Genomic DNA, 18,982 nt, shown 5'->3' on the forward strand with positions numbered 1-18,982 from the left:
CCCCAATTTCTATGCCAAATCAGTTACCGTCAAAAATCAAAGTGCGGGGTGCTAAGGTCAATAATCTGAAGAATCTTGACGTCGACATCCCCCTGAATCGCTTCGTTGCCATCACCGGTCGGAGTGGTTCCGGTAAATCGTCTCTCGCCATGGGTGTCCTGTACGCTGAGGGTGCCCGGCGTTATTTGAATGCCTTATCAACCTTTACGCGGCGGCGGATCAATCAGATGGGCAAGGCCGCCGTCGATTCCGTTGAGTACCTGCCCTCTGCACTGGCACTCCGCCAACGGCCTCAAGTTCCCGGCGTGCGGTCAACCGTGGGTACCATGTCCGAGAGCCTCAACATTCTGCGACTAGTCTTCTCGCGACTGGGATCGCCGGTTTGTCCCAATGGGCATCAGGTTCCACCGACCCTAGACGTTGCTGAAAATGACGGGTACGTCACCTGCCCAACCTGTGGCGTTCAATTTCGCGCACCGGGTGCCGAAGACTTTGCCTTTAATTCCGATGGCGCTTGTCCCACCTGTGGGGGCCTGGGTGAAGTCCGCCAGCTGGATGCGAGCCTGTTGATTGGCAATGAGGATCAGACGCTTGAAGAGGGGGCAGTGGCCTCCTGGCACCTGCCTGGTCGTAATTTTATGCCAACGGTCGCCAACGCCATTGGGATTCCGATTGACGTGCCCTACAAGGATCTGAGTGAGGCTGACAAACAGCGCGTGTTACATGGTGAAAAACAGACCGTGGCACTCGATATTCCCAGCAGCAAGGGAAAAATCTTCCACATGGACAACGCGGTCTATGAGAATGCCTTTGCGGCGGTGGAGGACAGTCTGGCGACCACGAAGAATGAGCGGACGATTGCCAAACTCAATAAATTCTATACGTTCGACACCTGCCCAACGTGTCACGGGACGCGACTGAATCCAGAATTGTTGAAGCAGACCTTAAATGGGAAGAACCTTGCCGAAGTCAGTGACTTACCGATCAACCAGTTACGGACGTTTGCAGGGACCATCGTGGACTGGTTACCCGCGCGAATGCACAAGTTAGGGTCGGATCTGGTTGATGAATTGCTATTGAGCCTACAACCCATGGTGGACTTGGGACTGGACTATCTCACCCTGAGTCGTCCCGGGGCGACCCTCTCAACGGGTGAACTGCAACGTATTCAGTTGGGGCGGACGCTGCGGAGCGCCACAACGGGGGTTCTGTACGTTTTAGATGAGCCATCCGTTGGTCTCCATCCCGCCAACGTCACTGGGCTGATCAAGGCCTTTCGTGGTTTGGTTGCGCAGGGAAACTCCGTGGTCGTGGTCGACCATGACACGCGGATCATCGGCGCTGCGGACTACGTGATTGAGATTGGTCCGGAAGCGGGGAAACGCGGCGGCACCGTGGTTGATCAAGGGACCGTTGCCGAGATTGCACACAGTCGCCAATCCCTGATTGCGCCATTTCTAAACGGGACCTCCCAGCTGCGCGAACGGCCTCAGCTCAGTGACCAGGCGCTGTGGCAAAAGGGCAGTTTGGACCTAGAGGTGCAACACCGGTTTAATATCGATGATGTTGCCGTAAAGTTCCCGAAGAACCGGCTGACCACGGTGACGGGGATGAGTGGTGCCGGTAAGACGACCATGGTCCTGGATAGCTTGATTCCAGCCATCGAGGCGGAAGTTGACCACCGGCCGTTGCCCGCCCACGTCAAGCACCTCGACCGCGCGGGTGTTCGCCACGTCGTTAAGGTCGATTCCGTACCGGTCGGAAAAAATGTCCGCTCGACGGTAGCAACGTATACGGATATTTTGAACCGTCTGCGGAAATTATTTGCCGCAACGCCGGCGGCTAAGGAACACGGTTACACCAACAGCCGCTTCTCTTACAACGTTAAGGCGGGGGCTTGCCCCACCTGTGGGGGTACCGGTCAGATCTCACTGGATGTTCAGTATTTACCTGACATTACGGAGGTTTGTCCCCAGTGTCACGGGCAACGCTACAATAAGGAGACTTTAGCGATTAAATGGCACGATTACAGCATTGCCGACGTGTTGGCGTTATCCGTGGATGAGGCACTGCCCGTCTTTGCCGATGAAGCGGGAATTGCCCAAACGTTGCAGACGCTGCACGACATGGGGCTCGGATATCTGTTACTCGGTGAGAGTACCCCGGCGTTATCTGGTGGGGAAGCCCAGCGCTTGAAGCTGGTTTCACGAATCGGCAAGCGGCAAAATGGCACGCTGTTTATTTTCGATGAACCCACGGTCGGCTTGCATCCCCTCGACATTCAACAGCTGGTAAGGGTCTTTGACCAATTGCTGCAGCAGGGGGCCACGGTCATTGCGATCGAACACGACCTGGATCTGATTGCCAACGCGGACTACGTGATTGACATGGGTCCCGGCGGTGGGATCAACGGTGGTCAGTTAGTGGCAACGGGGACACCAGCCGCGGTCAGTGAGAATCCGGCCAGTGTGACCGGTCGCTACCTGAAGGCCGAATTGGATTTATTTAAGCAGTAATTGGGGTTACCCCATGATGAGTAACGAAAAGAGCGCCAACGAAGTTATCTTCGTTGACGCTCAACTTATCCAGATTAAAGTTTCTTACTGATTCGGTATTGCTCGCTGGCCGCGTGGCCGGTTTGGCCATTTCCTAATTGGGATTCTGCTAGGAAAATATCGAAAGAAGGTTCACCTTTTTCGCTTTTAACTACCAAAACATGACCAGACTCGGTGTGACGGGCTTGGTAAATCTGCGCCGTCTGCACGGCCTCGTGATAATCGTGAAAGTTACCAATTGAATCGCCGGGATTAAAAAGTACAACTTCATCCATCATAATCATTCCTTTCGGGGCTAGCTGCTAGTTTCATTATACCGCACTTGCCCTGAAAACGATATCATTTCACAAATTATGATCCATCTTAAATGACAGTGCCGACTGTTCAGCGTTGGCACAGAGCAGGTTGCCAGCCTGGGTTTCGATCTCGGCGGCAAAGGTCGCAGCCGTGGCAGCATTGTAGTTGCCGAGTGTTGCGGCGTCGGGGTTCGGCAGTGCGTCTCCGGCTACTAGTCGTTGAATCCCCAGGGACTGCGTGCGTTTAAGGAAGTTCGCAATCTGTTCACGATTTTGGTGGTAGTGGGCTTCCCCCAGGGTCTCCAGTAGCTTGCCGGCCCAGTAAGGATTCTGTGGTGAAAAGGCGTGGTTGTCGGCACGGTAGATGTCGCCTAATTGGTCACCACTCGCGTAGAATGGGACGTAGGGATTGAAGGCGGGGTTGCCGAAGCACTGCCAAATAATTCCTGCTAGACTGGGAACAACGTGGCGACGAATTTGCAAGATGTGGGAGTTTTCCGTTCGCGACAGGCCAATTGCCCGGTACAGGTGACGTTCCGTTTCCGTGCCGGTTCCCAGGGGGTCATAGGGCGTTTCCTGGTAGTGGGAACCCAGGAGTTCAGCCACCTCGGGCACGCTAATCTTGTGTTCCGCATGTTGGAGGAAGGGGAGCTCTTGATCCGTTGGATTTTCAAAGGCACTGGGTGTGAACAGCTTGTGACCGTACCAGACACGCGGCGTGTTGTAGTGAGCGTCGAAGGTGGATTGCGTGCCAAAGATGTGGCGGGAGTTAAAGCGATTGCCATCGGGGTTCAGGTGATTGGCTTGCACGAAGTGGCGGATCCCCGCGGAGGTGAGAAAGTCGCCAGGCCGATCAAAGTCGATGTCTTGAATGGCCAACTGGTTGGCAACCACGGCATACATGTCATCCGGAATACGCTGGGCGACCCAGTGATGACCACTGACGATTTCCATGTACCAGACCTCGTCGCTGTCACTGAAGAGGACCCCGTTCGCTTCCGCCGCGCCGTTGGTCTCAACCAAGTGGCCCAGCCGCTTGATTCCCGCTTGGGCGGTGTCCACATAGGGAAGAACGACGGTGACCATGGCGTCCTCGGCAATCCCATCGCTCACCAGCGGGTCAACGCCCAGCACGCGGCTATTGGCGTAGGCGGATTCGGTAGCGCTCATCGCAACGTTGTGGGCGTTGATGCCACTTTCGGCGTAGTCGCCCTCACTGGGATCGGTGTCGGGCACGGCGGTATAGTGGGCCGCGTGTGTTGGCAAAACGGTGGTAAAGTGATTGTTTTTGGAGACAAAGGTTGTCTCGGTGTGGTCGGTAGCGGGGTAAACAACGGCTTGCTTGGGCCAGATGGCCACGCCGTTGTCCTCATTGCGGGCAATCAGCGGACTATTATCGATGGTAGCCAACTTACCAGCCAGAAATGAGGTGCAGGCTTGATGCGTTTGACGGGGCATACAGGTTCCTCCTTTAAGGTCGTGGTGCAATTATAAATGTTACTATAGCACATTTTATGGGAATAAGACGTTTGCCACCGATTCCACCTCATAGTTTGCTAGAATAGACCATGGATGTGTACGGACTTAGTTGATGGGAGCGCCTCGTGATGTCACCGCGAGGCCCCGTCGTTTATGAATTTCGATCGGATTTTAAGTGATAGAGGAGATGTCGACATGGAACATGGACATACGCATGAACATGCGATTGAACGGGAGCTGGAGTGCGTCTCGCAGGTACCGATCTTTCAGCGGCTATCTGCGGATCAGATGATGTCGGTGGCGCAGGTCACGCGGCCCATTCATGCGGAAAAAGGGGGCGCCGTCTTTAGCACGGGCGAGGTTTCACAGACGCTGTATATTGTCAATCAGGGACAGGTTCGGCTGTATCATTTAGCGGAGGACGGGCGTGAACAGGTCTTACGGGTCCTTAATCCCGGCGACTTTATCGGCGAAATCGCACTTTTTACGGATGAAATTCATTCCTCATACGCGGAAGCCACGCAGACGACAGAGCTCTGCACCATTTCACGAGCGGCATTGACCGCCTTGATTAAGAAATTACCGCCGCTGTCCATGGCTTTGCTAGGGGCCTTGGCAGATCGTTTGAAGGCCGCTGAACGGCAGGCGACACTCTTAGCTATCCCGGATGCCTTGCCCCGTTTGGCAGGCTACTTACAGGAACTCAGCGGCCATACCGCGGGCACCGTTGATTTACCCATGAGTAAACAAGACTTGGCGGCTTATTTGGGGATGACCCCAGAGTCGCTGAGCCGCAAGCTACGGCAGCTCGCAACCGATGGCATTATTGAGACGATCGGGCGCCGGCAGGTCAAAGTAAACGATTCCACAAAGCTCGGGGATCTAGCCCCGTCATAACGCATTTTCAGCGAACCGTTTAAGAATCCTTAATAATATGGTATTCCCGAAATAAATTTGCTAAAATGATGGGTGTTGTGTTTCATTTAATCTTAATGAACGACCAAATTAGACTTAATAATAAACAGGAAAAAGGGGATACGCACATGTGTGGATTCGTTGGCTATGTGAACCAAAAGGATGTTCCAGCTACCACGATTAATGATATGGCAGACCGGATCAAGCACCGGGGACCTGATGATGAGGCCTACTTCAGCGATGATCAGGCAACTATGGGCTTCCGGCGGCTGTCAATCATTGACTTGGCTCACGGAAAGCAACCCATGTACAACCAGGACCAGACGAAGGTTTTAACCTTTAATGGTGAAATTTATAACTATCAAGAAATTCGGGCCGATCTCCAAAAGCTTGGCTACAAGTTCTTAACGGACGTGGACTCAGAAGTTTTGATCCACGGTTACGATGCTTGGGGGCCAAAGTTACTCGACCGGTTACGCGGGATGTACGCCTTTGCCATTTATGACAAGACTAAGAACGAAGTCTTTGGTGCCCGGGACCACTTCGGTATTAAGCCCATGTATTACTATGATGACGGCGACACGTTCCTGTGGGCGTCCGAAATCAAGGCATTCCTCGAACACCCTAACTTCAAGAAGGAATTCAATGAAGCTTTACTCCCAATTCACCTGAGTTTTGAATTCATTCCTTCACGGGAAACGATGTTCAAGAACGTCTACAAGGTGTTGCCAGGGCAATACTTCATTCACCACGCTAACGGCGAGACGGAAACGCACCGGTACTACAAATTTAACTACGACCACATCGACAACAGTCAAACGGTTGAAGAAGATGCTAAGAAGATTCGTGGGATCGTTGACGAATCCGTCAAGACGCATATGATTGCCGACGTTGAAGTGGGGAGCTTCTTATCTAGTGGGATCGACTCTTCCTACGTCTTGAACGAAGCCTCCAAGCTGAAGCCAATTCAGTCCTTCTCCTTAGGGTTCAAGAACTCTAAGTACAGTGAACTGAGCTGGTCTTCGGAATTCGCCAAGGAAATCAAGCAAAAGAACACGCCACTTTACATGACGGGTGACGACTACTTCGATATCTTGCCAACCATCATGTATTACATGGATGAACCACTCTCCAACCCATCTGCGATGCAACTGTACTACCTGTCCAAGGGGACACGGGAATCCGTTAAGGTGGCATTGTCTGGTGAAGGGGCCGATGAGTTCTTCGGTGGCTACAACACGTACTTGGAAGCCATTCCATTTGAACGTTACCAGAAATGGGTACCAAAGGGCATTCGGAAGATGCTGGGTGGCATTGCCGAAAAGTTCCCACGTTTCCACGGTCGGCGGTTCTTGGTTCGTGGCGCGCAACCATTGAGTGAACGCTACTACCGGGTGAACTACGTCTTCGATTATCACGATCGTAACAAGATCTTGAAGAACCCTAAGTTGAACCAGGATGCCGGGGCATACACCAAGCACCTGTTCGACGACGTTAAGGGCTTAGACGAAATGACCCAAATGCAATACTTCGATATCAACACCTGGTTGCCTTATGATATCTTACACAAGGCCGACCGGATGAGTATGGCGAACTCCCTCGAAGTTCGGACACCGTTGGTTGATAAGGAAGTGGCTAAATTTGCCGCAACCATGCCCGTTAAGACGCGGATTCATGCCGACGAAACCAAGGTTTCTCTGCGGACCGCTGCCGAAGCTGAATTGCCAGAACGGGTGGCGAAGAAGGAAAAGATGGGCTTCCCATCTCCAATTGCCACGTGGATCAAGACGGAACCTTACAAGTCACGGATTATTGAAGCCTTTAATTCTGACGTGGCCCACAAGTTCTTCAATACCGAAGCCTTGATGGACATCTTACGTGCCCACATCAACGGTAAATCCAGCATGCAAAAGATCTTTACGATCTACACGTTTATCTTGTGGTATGAAGTTTACTTCCCAGAAGAGACGACGGCCAAGACGGTGGATCTGGTTCACCGGACTCAAGTTTAATATTTAGCGGTATGCCAGTAATGGCGCGCCGATAACGCTCAAGGTTGCTATTGGACTCGTCCGCTAACAACCTTGATTGCGTTTCATCAGAAAAAAGTAGTTGTGAAGGGACTTTATTCGTTATGGAAAACAATGGCGTAAAATTCACCCCCATCTTGTTGGGGAGTGACTTCAACGTTTATGGGATGGCTCGTTCATTTTACGAGTTGTACCATGAACCCGTTCAGGCCTTTGCCAGCATTCAACTGGCACCGACCCGCTACACGAAAGTGGTTAATCTGGAATTGATCCCTGGTTTTGACGAGGATCCCGTTTGGATTGAAACCATGCGAAAATTAAAGGAACGGTATGCCAATCATCCAGAACCCGTCATTTTGATTGGGTGTGGGGATGGTTATGCCGAACTGATCAGTAAGCATAAGGCCGAGCTTGAAGATGTGTTTATTTGCCCGTACATTGACTACGATAAGTTGCGGCACTTAAACAACAAGGAAAACTTCTACAAGGTTTGCGACAAGTACGATTTGCCTTATCCCGCAACCCGTATTATTACGAAAGCGGACGCAGCTAATGGGGATGTTGAACAGCCGTTTGACTACCCAGTGGCCTTAAAGCCCGCTAACAGTGTGGAATGGCTCGATGTGCACTTTGAAGGGCGGAAGAAGGCTTTCCGGATTCAGAGCGAGGCGGAATTTAAAGACATCGTGGGTAAGATCTATGCCAATGGCTATACCTCTGACCTGATTTTGCAGGACTTTGTGCCCGGGGATGACAGTAACATGCGGGTACTGAACGCCTACGTTGATCAACACCACCACGTGAAGATGATGTGCTTGGGCCATCCTTTATTGGAAGATCCAGCACCTTCGGCTATTGGTAACTATGTGGCCATCATTCCGGAATATAACGAAACGATTTACCACAACATTCAGACCTTCTTGGAAGCCATTGACTTCACCGGTTACGCTAACTTTGATATGAAGTATGACGTGCGGGATCAGAGCTTTAAGTTGTTTGAAATCAACCTGCGTCAGGGTCGGAGCAGCTTCTTCGTGACCCTGAATGGGTATAACCTTGCGGATTGGGTCGTTAAGGACTATGTTAAGAATGAATTGGTTGATGCACCCACTGTTTACGGGAACAAAGATGAAAAGCAACACGCGCTATGGTTGGGTGTACCGGTCAAGGTCTTCAAGCAGTATACACGCGAGAATGCCGACAAGGAACGGGCGTTGAAGTTAATTGCTGCGGGCAAATATGGGACAACTTACCGGTTCGACCAAGATATGAACCTGAAGCGCTGGGCCTTGATCCAGTGGATGCAGCATAACTACACCGTGAACTTCAAGAAGTACTTCGCAGAAAACAAGGGGTAATTACCATGCAAAAATTCTTTACGATTATTGGCGGCATGGGCACGATGGCCACCGAAAGTTACGTGCACCAGTTGAACTTACGGACGCCAGCCCACGCCGATCAGGAGTATTTGAATTATATTTTGGTTAACCACGCCACCGTTCCGGACCGGACGTCCTACATTTTGGATCACAGTCAGCCCAATCCACTGCCAAGTCTGTTGGATGATATTCGCCAGCAGAGTCAGTTGCATCCGGCATTCTTTGCCCTGCCTTGCAACACGGCGCATTATTTCTACGATGAGCTGCAAGCCGCCACTGATGTGCCGATCTTGCATATGCCGCGCGAGGCCGTTAAAGAAATTAAGCGGCGTTATCCGGATGCCAAACGCATTGGGATTACCGGAACGCGGGGGACGATCGCGGATAAAATCTACGAAAACGAAGTCAAAGCAGCGGGGCTAGAACCCGTATTGCCGACGGAAGCTATCGAAGATGAGACGATGACGTTGATCTATCACTATATCAAGGAAAATAATACCGTGGATGCGGCCCTGTACCATCGCATCCTTAAGGAAATGATGACGGAACAGCATGCCGACCTCGTTATCTTGGGGTGCACGGAGTTGTCATTAGCGCAGGAACGGGAACCCGAAACGGAGATCCCGACGATTGATGGTCAGTCAGTTTTAGTTGACCGGACGTTGGAATTGGCACTGAAGCAACAGCAAAAGTAACCGCCTGACGGACCACGTTTTGGCACCATCATGGCAAAAATAAATCGGTTATTTCAGAACTAGTACAACATTTCTGGGCTCTTTGTCAACTGTTGTTGGTAATCTATTGTAGGTTGTCTAATCGCATCGCGATTAGGCAACCTTTTTGAGTCCAAATACTAGATGAATCCTTAACCTAAAGCTACTGAAACAGCCGAAACCATAGCTAACACGTTTGATTACCTTGATTTTATTATTGATGCCTTCCATTGGTCCATTCGAGTATTTGTATTTTAAGGCGTTATACACGGATTCTTGATGTTCTTTTAGCGTTTTTAACGGAATCCTCAGCTCGTCTGAGTAGTTGTCTTTTCCGTCTAAAACAGTTGTTAGTTGAGTAATATCACGGTATTTAACGGCTCTTCGAACGGTCTGTAAGACTTCATATGCCTGACGTAGTTCGTCACTAAGACTGAGAATGTATTCGACTGTACTATTTTCGGTGCTGACTCCTGCAATATGAGTAAAATTGTAATATCCTTTGAAATCCAGTTCTTCATTGGGCTTTAAGAGTAGCTTCCAATATCGTTGTAAGATCTTATGTTTGATATTTGAATTGGCGTAAGTTTTCATTATTCGAACCCTCACACGATTGAAACCACTCATTACTGAACTGACGATATGGAATCTGTCGGTTACCACAATCGCATTCGGAAAGACTGATTCTGTTAACTGTGGATAGGTGTAATTCATATCGGTCACAATAATTTTAACCGCTTCTCGAGCTGCTTTAGTATATCGCTTGAAGTATTTTTCGAGATCATAGCGCGTTCGTGACTCAAGTATATCCATAAACTCATTCCGAATACCGTCCATAAATACAAAGCTCATGGCACCTTTAGCGTCTTTAGTGGATTTAACCTCATCCATATTAATGACGGCTGGTAACCAACTATAGTCCGTTTTAATGTCGGGTTGATAGCTTCTCATGATTCGTAAAACGCTCGTACTTGAAATGTTTAATTCACTCGCAATATGACGCATTGAAACCGTTTCGCTTAGTTTTTCCAAACATGAGATTCGACTGATATTGGAAATGGTATGGTTTCTTTGAACCAGTGGTGTCTCTGCCAGAAAGTATCGCTGACACTGCTTACACTTGAAGTTACGCTTCTTGAGTTGGAGCTTAATATCTCGTTCGACAGCTTGGGGGAGTTTAACTGTGGTCCACCGCCAACCGTATTTGATAATACTTTTTTGGTTTAAGACACCACATTTAGGGCAAGCTTTTGGCCGGTAGTCCAAAAGCGCCTGTACTTTAAGTGGTCCCTTGGTTTCTAAAGGATTACTTATTTTCAATTTCTTTATATTAGGGTCTTTTATCCCAAGAATAATTTTAGTATCATTGGTCATAGGATATAGTCACTTTCTTTCTCTTGAAATGTGGTAGTGGATGGACACAAGTCTGCGGCTATGTCCCTTTTTTATACACTTTTTTCTGTTCTAACAGTATACAAAAATATCTGCTGCCAGTAATCAAATAGATTGATTACCAACAATACAGTGAACCCCTTGAGTTGGAGTAAATCCGATTCAGGGGGTTTTACTATGTTTCCAGTTGAAATAAAACGAGAGGTTCTAAGCAAATTCCTTCAAGGGACCAGCATTTCTAAATTAATGAAGGATTACCATATCAAAGGCTCGGCAACGATTTATCAGTGGTACGAGCACTTTAAGATGTTTGGTGTGGCAGGCTTAAGTAATGCTTCCAAGAAGACATATTATGATTATTCCTTTAAAATTAAGGTCATTAAATGGCGACAGTTTCATCAAGCCTCTTATCCAGTAACCGCACGGCACTTTAAACTTAAAAACCCAGTCATGATTTGGGATTGGGAACGAAAGTTAATTGCGGGTCGCCTTAATCCTAAGGGAAGCGGGTCTTCTAAAATGACAGATAAAACGCCTAAGAATAAAACAATCAAGCAACTTCAAACTGAAAACGAACTTTTACGTGTACGGGTAGCCTACTTGGAAAAACTCAAAGCCTTAGCTCAGAAAAAATCACCAACCAAGAAAAAGCCCAGCTAATAGCTGAGCTAAGGCAAGAATTAGATGTTAAATTAGCGATTGTTTTAAAAGCTGCGAAAATGTCCAGTAGTAGCTACCATGATGCCATTAAGCGCGAGTATCAAACTGCCCCAACTGAACTGGTTGATAGGATTCGAAAGATTCGTGAAGACAATTTAGACTATGGTTATCGAACTGTGACAGCAGCGTTAAAGACTCAGGGGACTATCGTTAATCATAAGGCCGTCTTGCGCATTATGCGCGAGAACAACCTATTATGTCATGCCTTTGACCGGCGAACGACTAAGTACAGTTCTTATCGAGGAACAGTTGGTACCGTCGCTAAAAACCGACTTAATCGACGTTTCAAAACTGATCGACCATTTCAAAAGGTTGTCACAGATGTGACCGAAATCCGCTGGGGCGACCAAACGACGCAGGAACGCGTATATTTTACAGCATACATTGACTTACACAGCGGAGAGATGCTTGAATGGGCCATCAGTCTTAGCCCGACCGTTGAGTTCGTAACCAAGCCATTAGAGCGTTTAATTAAGAACCGCCCCGATTTACCATATCGAATGACCGTCCACTCGGATCAAGGGTTTCAGTACCAGAATAAGCGATATGTCAATCTTCTTAAAGAATCTAAGGTGTATCAAAGCATGAGTCGTAAAGCGACTTGTCTAGATAATGCCGTAGCTGAAAGTACCTTTAACATCTTTAAGGTCGGTACGGTCCATAACCATCAGTACAGCAGTTACGAAGAACTTAAAGTCGCAGTCAGTAACTACGTAGAATATTACAATCATCGACGGATTAGAACAAAACTGGCCGGCATGACTCCGGTAGAATACCGGAATCATGCCAGCCAGTTAGCAGCTTAGAAATTCACTCCAATTTATGGGGTTCACTTCACAACAGATATTTTAGAACCTTTTTTATGCGTTCAGATTTTTTCTTGGAGCCTACGCCTTAGGGCGGTTTAAACCAGGATGTGCCACGTGCATAGATAGGAGAGCTCAAAAATTGAATCATGCATTCGTTCCTTATAGGATCGCTGGTAATTAGCGCTGTGTGACCTTAAGCCAACAACCAGTCCAGACGAGTGGCAATAGCATGATCGCCTGTGAAGGGACTCTCTTGGCTCATGAACGGCTGGATGCGATGACATCGGGATCGTCAAAGTAGTTCCTATCGGCCATTCTACGTCACTATAGACAGGCTCAGGGACCGTTGTAACGTTGCGAGCAGTTCTATAGCAAGGCGTAGCGACCACTGGTTAACGGTGATGCAAAGCACTGGATCAAGACGAGGACGTTAAGCAATGGACAGGGGCGTACGCTTATAACGATCGGAACCGTATATGGACACCGCGTGCGTCACCGTTAATTGGTGAGTACGTGACAACGCTGACCGCTGGTTCACATGAGGGTGTCCGTTTCTCTGAAGTCTGGGAATGCACCACTTAAGTATTGGGGGACCTGTTAGCTGTGCGTTTTAAGAATGGATAGCTTAATCCGAATGGTTGGAACATGAAAGTGCCAATGAAGTGAATCTTTAAGAATGGCCATTCCAGCTAGGGAGAGTCTCACCAGTCGGTTAGCAGGGTACCAAACCCCACAGTTCCATCGTTGCGCCGGTCGTGACGCCTGAGGTGGCCCAGATTGTATCTCAGCTGCCAGATCCGGATCATTTAGATGCTGAACGCCGCGATATTAGCGGTAATGAGGGGCCTTCAGCAGCAGTTGGGTAAACATGCTGCGGTGAGTCGGACAAGGCAGGAGATCTGTTATTTTGGCAGATAGCCGGGCCCCGATACACGTGATCATGACAAGACGATTGAGGAACAGCTGCAACTTAGTTTCTCTCTAAGCGTTGTAAGCGACAGCCATTTATATGAAGCAAATAGCAATAGCCAGCACTGGGACCCAGAAGGTCTCGGTGCTGGCTATTTTAAGTCACGTTAATAGAGGAGGGGAGTTAACCGCAAGCGCTAAAAATAGGTACAAAAAAATCCTAGCCGGACAAGCTAGGATTTGTCAGTCAAATAAGAAAGTTGTTAGAAATGATGTTGTTAATCGGTGTAGGCGTCTTGTAAACCAACCTTATCTTGGTGGTCGATTGAAGCATAACGATCAGAAGCATACATCACGCTGGACTTGTCACCGGAATGGCTTAAACCTAAAGCATGACCAATTTCGTGGGTCGCAACGTTCGTCCGTTGTGTCTTGGTGTAACCGTACTTGGTTAAGAGGCTACGGTTCAACGTGGACTTAGCTGAAATGATTTGGTTATTGTCGCTCTTCTTTAAGTAAGAGTAGTTCGTGTAACCAGCTAACTTGCCGCTCTTGGTGCTCAATGATTGAGAAGAAGTTAAGGTGATATCAGCTTTTTCGCCGCTCTTAGCAGCTCTTAACTGAACAACCCCAACCTTGTTCCAACGCTTAACGGCGTTCTTCCAAACGCTCTTGTAGTAAGAAGAAGTATTGCTGGTCTTGTAGGTGATTGTGGTTTGATCCCAACTGCCCCAAGATGGTGTTGGCCGGTTGGCGGAAGCGAAGATCGTGGAACTGAAACTGGCGAGGGTTAAGACGATGGTGGCGATAACTAAGACTGTCCATTTAACAACTTTCTTTAACATTTGAATGACCTGCTTTCTTTAATTCCGAACCTTTTGCAATTCGGTTGTGTAATATCTTATTGACTATCGTTAGTATAAAGCGGGTCGTGGATGAGTAGTTATGCCACAATGACGAGTGTGGATAGTTTTCAGGGGACAATATTGCTGATATGGATATAAACGAGCCAAAAAAGCTATTAACACCGCGAAAAGCGTTACACATCGGGCATTGTGGCCACTTGCAAAATGATCAGAAAAAGCGGTTTCATCATTTTAGAAGGCAACAAAAAACAACAGATAAAGTAGAACTCTTTTCGAAGAGTCACTTTGTCTGTTGTTTTTACAAAGTAAATTATAATACAACTGTTACGAACATTAGGTGGTAACACATTGCTGAATGTGTGGCGATTACCGATATTTTACCGCAGTTCCATAAGCCGCTACGGATTGCATATCTGTCCCAATGGAACCGGAATCAAAGCGCATCATGACAACCGCATCGGCACCCATGGCCACGGCGTTTTGTCGTAACCGTTCGATGGCGATATTCCGTGATTCATTCAACATCTTGGTATAGTCCTTGATTTCGCCACCAACGACATTTTTCAAGGAAGCCCCAATATTACGCATAATGTTCTTTGATTGGGTCGTTAAGCCAAAGACTTCACCCAGCACCTCGTAATCTTTTCCGGGAATCTTTTCTGTGGTCGTCACTAAAATTTCTGTCATCGTGTTCGTCCTCCTTATCAAGCTTATCCCCAATATACCGGTATTAGCGGGGAAACACAACTGATGCAAAATTCGAAGGCAAGCCAACGTTTTTTGCATCATAAAAATATTTTTCAGTCGTGCATGAATAGGCAATTGACCGGCTATTCATGCAGAATCGGCCTGCGTTCAACCTTTTACGTGATTAGGACTTGTATATAACAGTTAAGTACGTGATTTATGAGTAATTTATCATAAATAATATTAGCTGTTAATTTTATACTTTGCATGTTAAAGTGACCTTGGAGGTCCAATAAGGGGCCCAAAAAGGGAGTAACTATGACGACTACTGACGGTAATGAGCCACCACGGATCCCAACGAGCACTGAGACGCGTGATCAGCCATTAACACTGCAGGAGCGTGAAGTCATCGACCGATTTCTGACTTCGCGCCAGGCCCATCGTCAGTTGACCATTGAGGTTGAACAACGGCTAAAGGAACCATTGGAACACTATCATCATCAGCATCTGTTTTATCGGGATGTGAGCGATTTGACCCATTTTCGGTTAAACTTTTTCCGTAATATCGGGTGTTTTCTACAAAAGTCGGTTGCGACAACCTACCAGTTGGAATTCTGGGATCGTGAGTCGCACAGAAAGTACTGCTTTCCGACCGATAAGTTACTGCAAGCAGATGCCTGTGTGATCAAAGTGGGTACGGCCGTAGAGACCCTTACGTATGGGCACCTAGGCTATAAGCTACGGCGGACGTTTGATATTCAAAATCACCGCTTATACTGGGAGAAATCACAGTTTTACGTTAACGGCAAACCGTATCCCATAACGGATGGCCTCATGCTATTGCAGCAGCGGCTGGAAGTTCGTTCGATGTGGTTGAGGGATGCCTGGTTGCGCATCAATGATTTTACGTGATTAGAAAATAAATAGACTAAGCTCTGTAAAACCCAATCCGGTTTTGCAGAGCTTTTTGAATGATAAGCTTTTGAGGACGTCGAACGCACCGGTCCAGGCGATTAATAGGGATCGATTAGAAAAATAGGTAAAGAAAAAATCCAACCGCATTCACCGTGCAGGTTGGATTCATTAGTTAGCTGACGATTGTGCGGCTAGGATAGTCGCCAGCTTTCTTTTAGTGGCACCAATTTGGCCGCGTAACAGTTCCGTATGGCTTACTGCGACAACGTTAGCCATGCGATGCTCATGGCCACTAGCGTCCAAAATATGCGCATCTACGACATAGATGGTAGCAGGATCGATTTCTAAGTTCCAGTGGTGTTCGGCTTGAACAGATTGTGGTGACAGGGCGAGTGCCGTAATCAGGCTCTGACAAAAGCGATCGATCAGGGCAGCGTCCACAATGGTATTTCCAGTCAACGTTGGTTGAAATTTACCACTTAGAATGTCACCGATCACTTTGATTTCAGGCATAGGGGTTCCTCCAATTTAAATGATGCTCCATTTTAACACGGGATCTCAGTGAGGAGGGGGATTATCCTAGAGCTTAGCGAAACTTTAAAATTACAGCACAAATCGTTGAGGAATCGGGTGGTTAATCAAAAATAAGTAAGCCAAGAACAAGTTGAATCACACTGGTGGTCACTAACCGGTAACGGTCGTTAATTCGTGGTTGAAGCCACCAGTAGGCGAGAACGATCGCAGCCGCAATGAGTGATCGCCAGGAAAAGTTGAGGACTAATAACGTCAATAACATCACGGCAGGGGTCACGAGCGTCCAGCGCCAGTCGCGATCATTGGGAAGATAATAGGGTTCAAAGAAGACCAGGTAACTGGCAGCTAATGGAATCATGGGCAGTAAAAATTGCGTGGCCAAGTAGTGATTCCGTAAAATAAAGAGGATGACGGGCACCCCACAGCCAGCGAGAAAGCTAAACACGACGAGGCCATAGGCGGATTGCAAACCGAGTTGGGGGATGCAGGCCAGTACCAGGAAGATGCAGAGAAGCAAGGCGAAGAGCTGAATCAGGTGGTCGTGAGGAGCCGCCAAAAAGCCTAGGGTTGCCGCGGCGACGACTAGAATCGGACCAATTCGGGATTGAAACCGTCGTTTGAGAATTAAGAAGTAGCCGGCAGCCAGTAGTAGGCCATAGCCGCCAAGGTAAATCTTAACATCGGTGGCGAGTGGTGTTCCCGTAGCGGCCGTCGAACCAGCCACCCACCAGAGAATATTTTGAAAAACAGCAAAGATGAAAAGCTGCTGGACCGTTCGGTTTTTAAAGAAGGCCATGATTGTGGTCATGGAATCGCTCCGTTTCAACAAATTTTAGTATTGTCTTTTATAATAGATATAGTTTTGACCGTGGTCAATCATTCTTTTGAAAAAAGTGGCGTGGTTTCTTTTAACACCTCCTAATATATGTTAGAATGCTTAAGTTATGAGTCAATTCCCGATAGGATTCACGAGTCTAGTGAAGCTGCCTTGTAACCGACTGGCGCGAGATTATCGGTCAACTCGTCGTCAACACTATCTAGGGGGAATATCCATTGCAAGAAAGACATTTATTTACGTCGGAATCCGTATCAGAAGGGCATCCAGATAAAATTGCTGATCAAATCAGTGACGCCATCTTAGACGCTCTGTTGGCACAGGATCCGGATTCACGGGTTGCCTGCGAGACGTCCGTAACGACTGGGCTGGTCCTGGTCTTCGGTGAAATCTCAACTAAGGCATACGTAGACATCCAAAAGGTCGTTCGTCAGACCATTAAAGAAATCGGGTACACGGACGGTCAATACGGCTTTGACGGTGACAACTGTGCTGTCTTAGTCGCTATCGACGAACAATCACCCGACATTGCGCAAGGGGTCGATGATTCCTACGAAACGCGTGAAGGTGACGAAGATCCATTAGACAAGATCGGTGCCGGTGACCAAGGTCTCATGTTTGGTTACGCCATTGATGAAACACCAGAATTAATGCCACTTCCGATTACGTTGAGCCACGCCTTAATGCGGCGGATTGCCAGCTTGCGGAAGATGGGCACCATTGATTATTTACGGCCAGATGCAAAGGCAGAAGTTACCGTTGAATATGACGATGATGGCAAGCCATTGCGGGTTGATACGGTTGTCTTGAGTACGCAACACGACCCAGATGTGACGTTGGATCAGATTCGCCAAGACGTCATCGATCAGGTCGTCAAAGATGTCATCCCAGCAGAATTGTTGGATGACAAGACCAAGTACTTCATTAACCCAACCGGTCGTTTCGTTATCGGTGGTCCTCAAGGGGATGCCGGGTTAACGGGTCGAAAGATCATCGTTGATACGTACGGTGGGGCTGCTCACCATGGTGGTGGGGCCTTCTCTGGGAAGGACGCCACGAAGGTGGACCGTTCTGCGAGTTACGCGGCACGCTACATTGCCAAGAACATCGTGGCTGCAAAATTAGCCAGCGAATGTGAAGTCCAGATTGCCTACGCCATTGGTGTGGCGGAACCCGTTTCCGTTTCGATCAACACGTTTGGTACGGGTAAGGTCTCAGAGGGCACCTTGGCACAAGCCGTTCGCCAACTGTTTGACTTACGCCCAGCCGGGATCATTAAGATGCTGGATCTGAAGCGGCCAATCTACAAGCAGACGGCTGCGTACGGTCACTTCGGCCGGACCGACATCGACTTGCCTTGGGAACACACGGACAAGGTTGATGCCTTGAAGGCAGCCTGCAAATAGGCACTATCTTTAATTCTTAAAATGGAATCCCGTTAGCTTGACGCTCAGTCGGCTAACGGGATTTTTTGTCACCGCTGGTCTAACTATAGGTTAAGATGACACGGGTCAATATTGTGAAAACTGGCCGCCTTACCGTTCGCCAAATTTGGGCTGGAACGCTGTGGGCAGGACGGTCAAAGCCTGAGAAGCGGTCTTTGACCTCGCTTTGAGCCGAAAAATCACGGCTCAAAGACGCCAGTTGCTAACCGGCTTGCGCCGCTAAGCAGCTCCCACGGCTGAGCCCAATTTTGGGTCACTCACGGCTCCACAACAGGTTACCAATAGCTTGGGCGTGAGGATGGTGCTAGTCCAGCGATTGTCCCCTCAATGTGGTGGCCGAGAGCTAGCGTAACCGGAGGAGGTCAGAGATGGAGGCAGCCGTGACAACGGTGTTAGCCGATGGTTTTCGGCTTACAGCGTGGGACGTGTTTGGAGACCGGCGGACTTTTCCGGGCTTCAAACCGAGCCGGAGGACCGCTTCTCAGGCCGCAGGCGGTCCCCAC

The 18,982-nt window shown here is 48.5% G+C and carries 16 protein-coding genes and 1 riboswitch; of the genes, 9 read left to right on the forward strand and 7 right to left on the reverse strand.

The window, feature by feature from the left end:
* The first annotated feature begins 11 nt into the window (after window positions 1–11).
* Window positions 12–2,516, forward strand: coding sequence for an ATP-binding cassette domain-containing protein (locus FD28_RS00085; RefSeq protein WP_057731242.1), 2,505 nt, complete (start codon window positions 12–14; stop codon window positions 2,514–2,516).
* A gap of 74 nt (window positions 2,517–2,590) precedes the next feature.
* On the opposite strand, the gene FD28_RS00090 is transcribed toward FD28_RS00085, so the two are convergent.
* Entirely contained in the window at window positions 2,591–2,833 is a 243-nt protein-coding gene (locus tag FD28_RS00090; protein WP_420806184.1) for a hypothetical protein, read from the reverse strand.
* 66 nt (window positions 2,834–2,899) lie between these two features.
* The gene (locus FD28_RS00095) at window positions 2,900–4,309 is read right to left on the reverse strand and encodes a C69 family dipeptidase (protein WP_057731247.1); all 1,410 of its coding nucleotides are present in this window, start codon (window positions 4,307–4,309) and stop codon (window positions 2,900–2,902) included.
* Between the two features lie 216 nt (window positions 4,310–4,525).
* On the opposite strand from FD28_RS00095, the gene FD28_RS00100 reads away from it, so the two are divergent.
* From FD28_RS00100 to FD28_RS00115, 4 genes are all read left to right on the forward strand, one after another.
* On the forward strand, window positions 4,526–5,227 hold the full coding sequence (locus FD28_RS00100) for a Crp/Fnr family transcriptional regulator (protein WP_057731250.1): 702 nt from the start codon (window positions 4,526–4,528) through the stop codon (window positions 5,225–5,227).
* 146 nt (window positions 5,228–5,373) lie between these two features.
* Entirely contained in the window at window positions 5,374–7,257 is a 1,884-nt protein-coding gene (gene asnB / locus FD28_RS00105) for an asparagine synthase (glutamine-hydrolyzing) (RefSeq protein WP_057731252.1), read from the forward strand.
* Window positions 7,258–7,379: 122 nt separating this feature from the next.
* Complete coding sequence (locus tag FD28_RS00110) at window positions 7,380–8,633, forward strand: carboxylate--amine ligase (RefSeq protein ID WP_057731256.1); 1,254 nt, start codon at window positions 7,380–7,382, stop codon at window positions 8,631–8,633.
* Window positions 8,634–8,638: 5 nt separating this feature from the next.
* Window positions 8,639–9,349: an aspartate/glutamate racemase family protein gene (locus FD28_RS00115; RefSeq protein ID WP_057731259.1), complete on the forward strand. Its 711-nt coding sequence runs from the start codon at window positions 8,639–8,641 to the stop codon at window positions 9,347–9,349.
* 132 nt (window positions 9,350–9,481) lie between these two features.
* On the opposite strand, the gene FD28_RS00120 is transcribed toward FD28_RS00115, so the two are convergent.
* On the reverse strand, window positions 9,482–10,741 hold the full coding sequence (locus FD28_RS00120) for an ISL3 family transposase (RefSeq protein WP_057731261.1): 1,260 nt from the start codon (window positions 10,739–10,741) through the stop codon (window positions 9,482–9,484).
* A gap of 195 nt (window positions 10,742–10,936) precedes the next feature.
* Here FD28_RS00120 and FD28_RS13125 point away from each other — a divergent pair, with 195 nt between their 5' ends.
* Window positions 10,937–11,419: a transposase gene (locus FD28_RS13125; RefSeq protein ID WP_057731266.1), complete on the forward strand. Its 483-nt coding sequence runs from the start codon at window positions 10,937–10,939 to the stop codon at window positions 11,417–11,419.
* The gene (locus FD28_RS00130) at window positions 11,419–12,285 is read left to right on the forward strand and encodes an IS3 family transposase (RefSeq protein ID WP_235806811.1); all 867 of its coding nucleotides are present in this window, start codon (window positions 11,419–11,421) and stop codon (window positions 12,283–12,285) included. The genes FD28_RS13125 and FD28_RS00130 overlap by 1 nt, the downstream gene beginning before the upstream one ends.
* Window positions 12,286–13,475: 1,190 nt before the next feature.
* Here the strand turns inward: FD28_RS00130 and FD28_RS00135 are convergent.
* Window positions 13,476–14,042 (reverse strand): matrixin family metalloprotease, encoded by a 567-nt coding sequence (locus FD28_RS00135; protein WP_057731270.1) that lies wholly within the window; start codon window positions 14,040–14,042, stop codon window positions 13,476–13,478.
* Between the two features lie 387 nt (window positions 14,043–14,429).
* Window positions 14,430–14,750 carry a heavy metal-binding domain-containing protein gene (locus FD28_RS00140; protein ID WP_057731273.1) on the reverse strand — a complete coding sequence of 107 codons (321 nt, stop codon included), beginning with the start codon at window positions 14,748–14,750 and terminating at the stop codon, window positions 14,430–14,432.
* A gap of 318 nt (window positions 14,751–15,068) precedes the next feature.
* On the opposite strand from FD28_RS00140, the gene FD28_RS00145 reads away from it, so the two are divergent.
* On the forward strand, window positions 15,069–15,662 hold the full coding sequence (locus FD28_RS00145) for a hypothetical protein (protein WP_057731275.1): 594 nt from the start codon (window positions 15,069–15,071) through the stop codon (window positions 15,660–15,662).
* Between the two features lie 171 nt (window positions 15,663–15,833).
* Here the strand turns inward: FD28_RS00145 and FD28_RS00150 are convergent, their stop codons facing one another.
* Together FD28_RS00150 and FD28_RS00155 are read right to left on the reverse strand one after the other, a co-directional pair.
* On the reverse strand, window positions 15,834–16,178 hold the full coding sequence (locus tag FD28_RS00150; RefSeq protein WP_057731278.1) for a hypothetical protein: 345 nt from the start codon (window positions 16,176–16,178) through the stop codon (window positions 15,834–15,836).
* Between the two features lie 121 nt (window positions 16,179–16,299).
* On the reverse strand, window positions 16,300–17,007 hold the full coding sequence (locus FD28_RS00155) for a hypothetical protein (RefSeq protein WP_057731280.1): 708 nt from the start codon (window positions 17,005–17,007) through the stop codon (window positions 16,300–16,302).
* A gap of 129 nt (window positions 17,008–17,136) precedes the next feature.
* Window positions 17,137–17,255: riboswitch (SMK box riboswitch) on the forward strand.
* Here FD28_RS00155 and metK point away from each other — a divergent pair.
* Complete coding sequence (metK, locus tag FD28_RS00160) at window positions 17,253–18,440, forward strand: methionine adenosyltransferase (protein ID WP_057731284.1); 1,188 nt, start codon at window positions 17,253–17,255, stop codon at window positions 18,438–18,440. (Overlaps the previous riboswitch by 3 nt.)
* Window positions 18,441–18,982 lie beyond the last annotated feature (542 nt).

The organism is Levilactobacillus hammesii DSM 16381 (genome assembly GCF_001434395.1).
Taxonomy (GTDB): Bacteria; Bacillota; Bacilli; order Lactobacillales; family Lactobacillaceae; genus Levilactobacillus; species Levilactobacillus hammesii.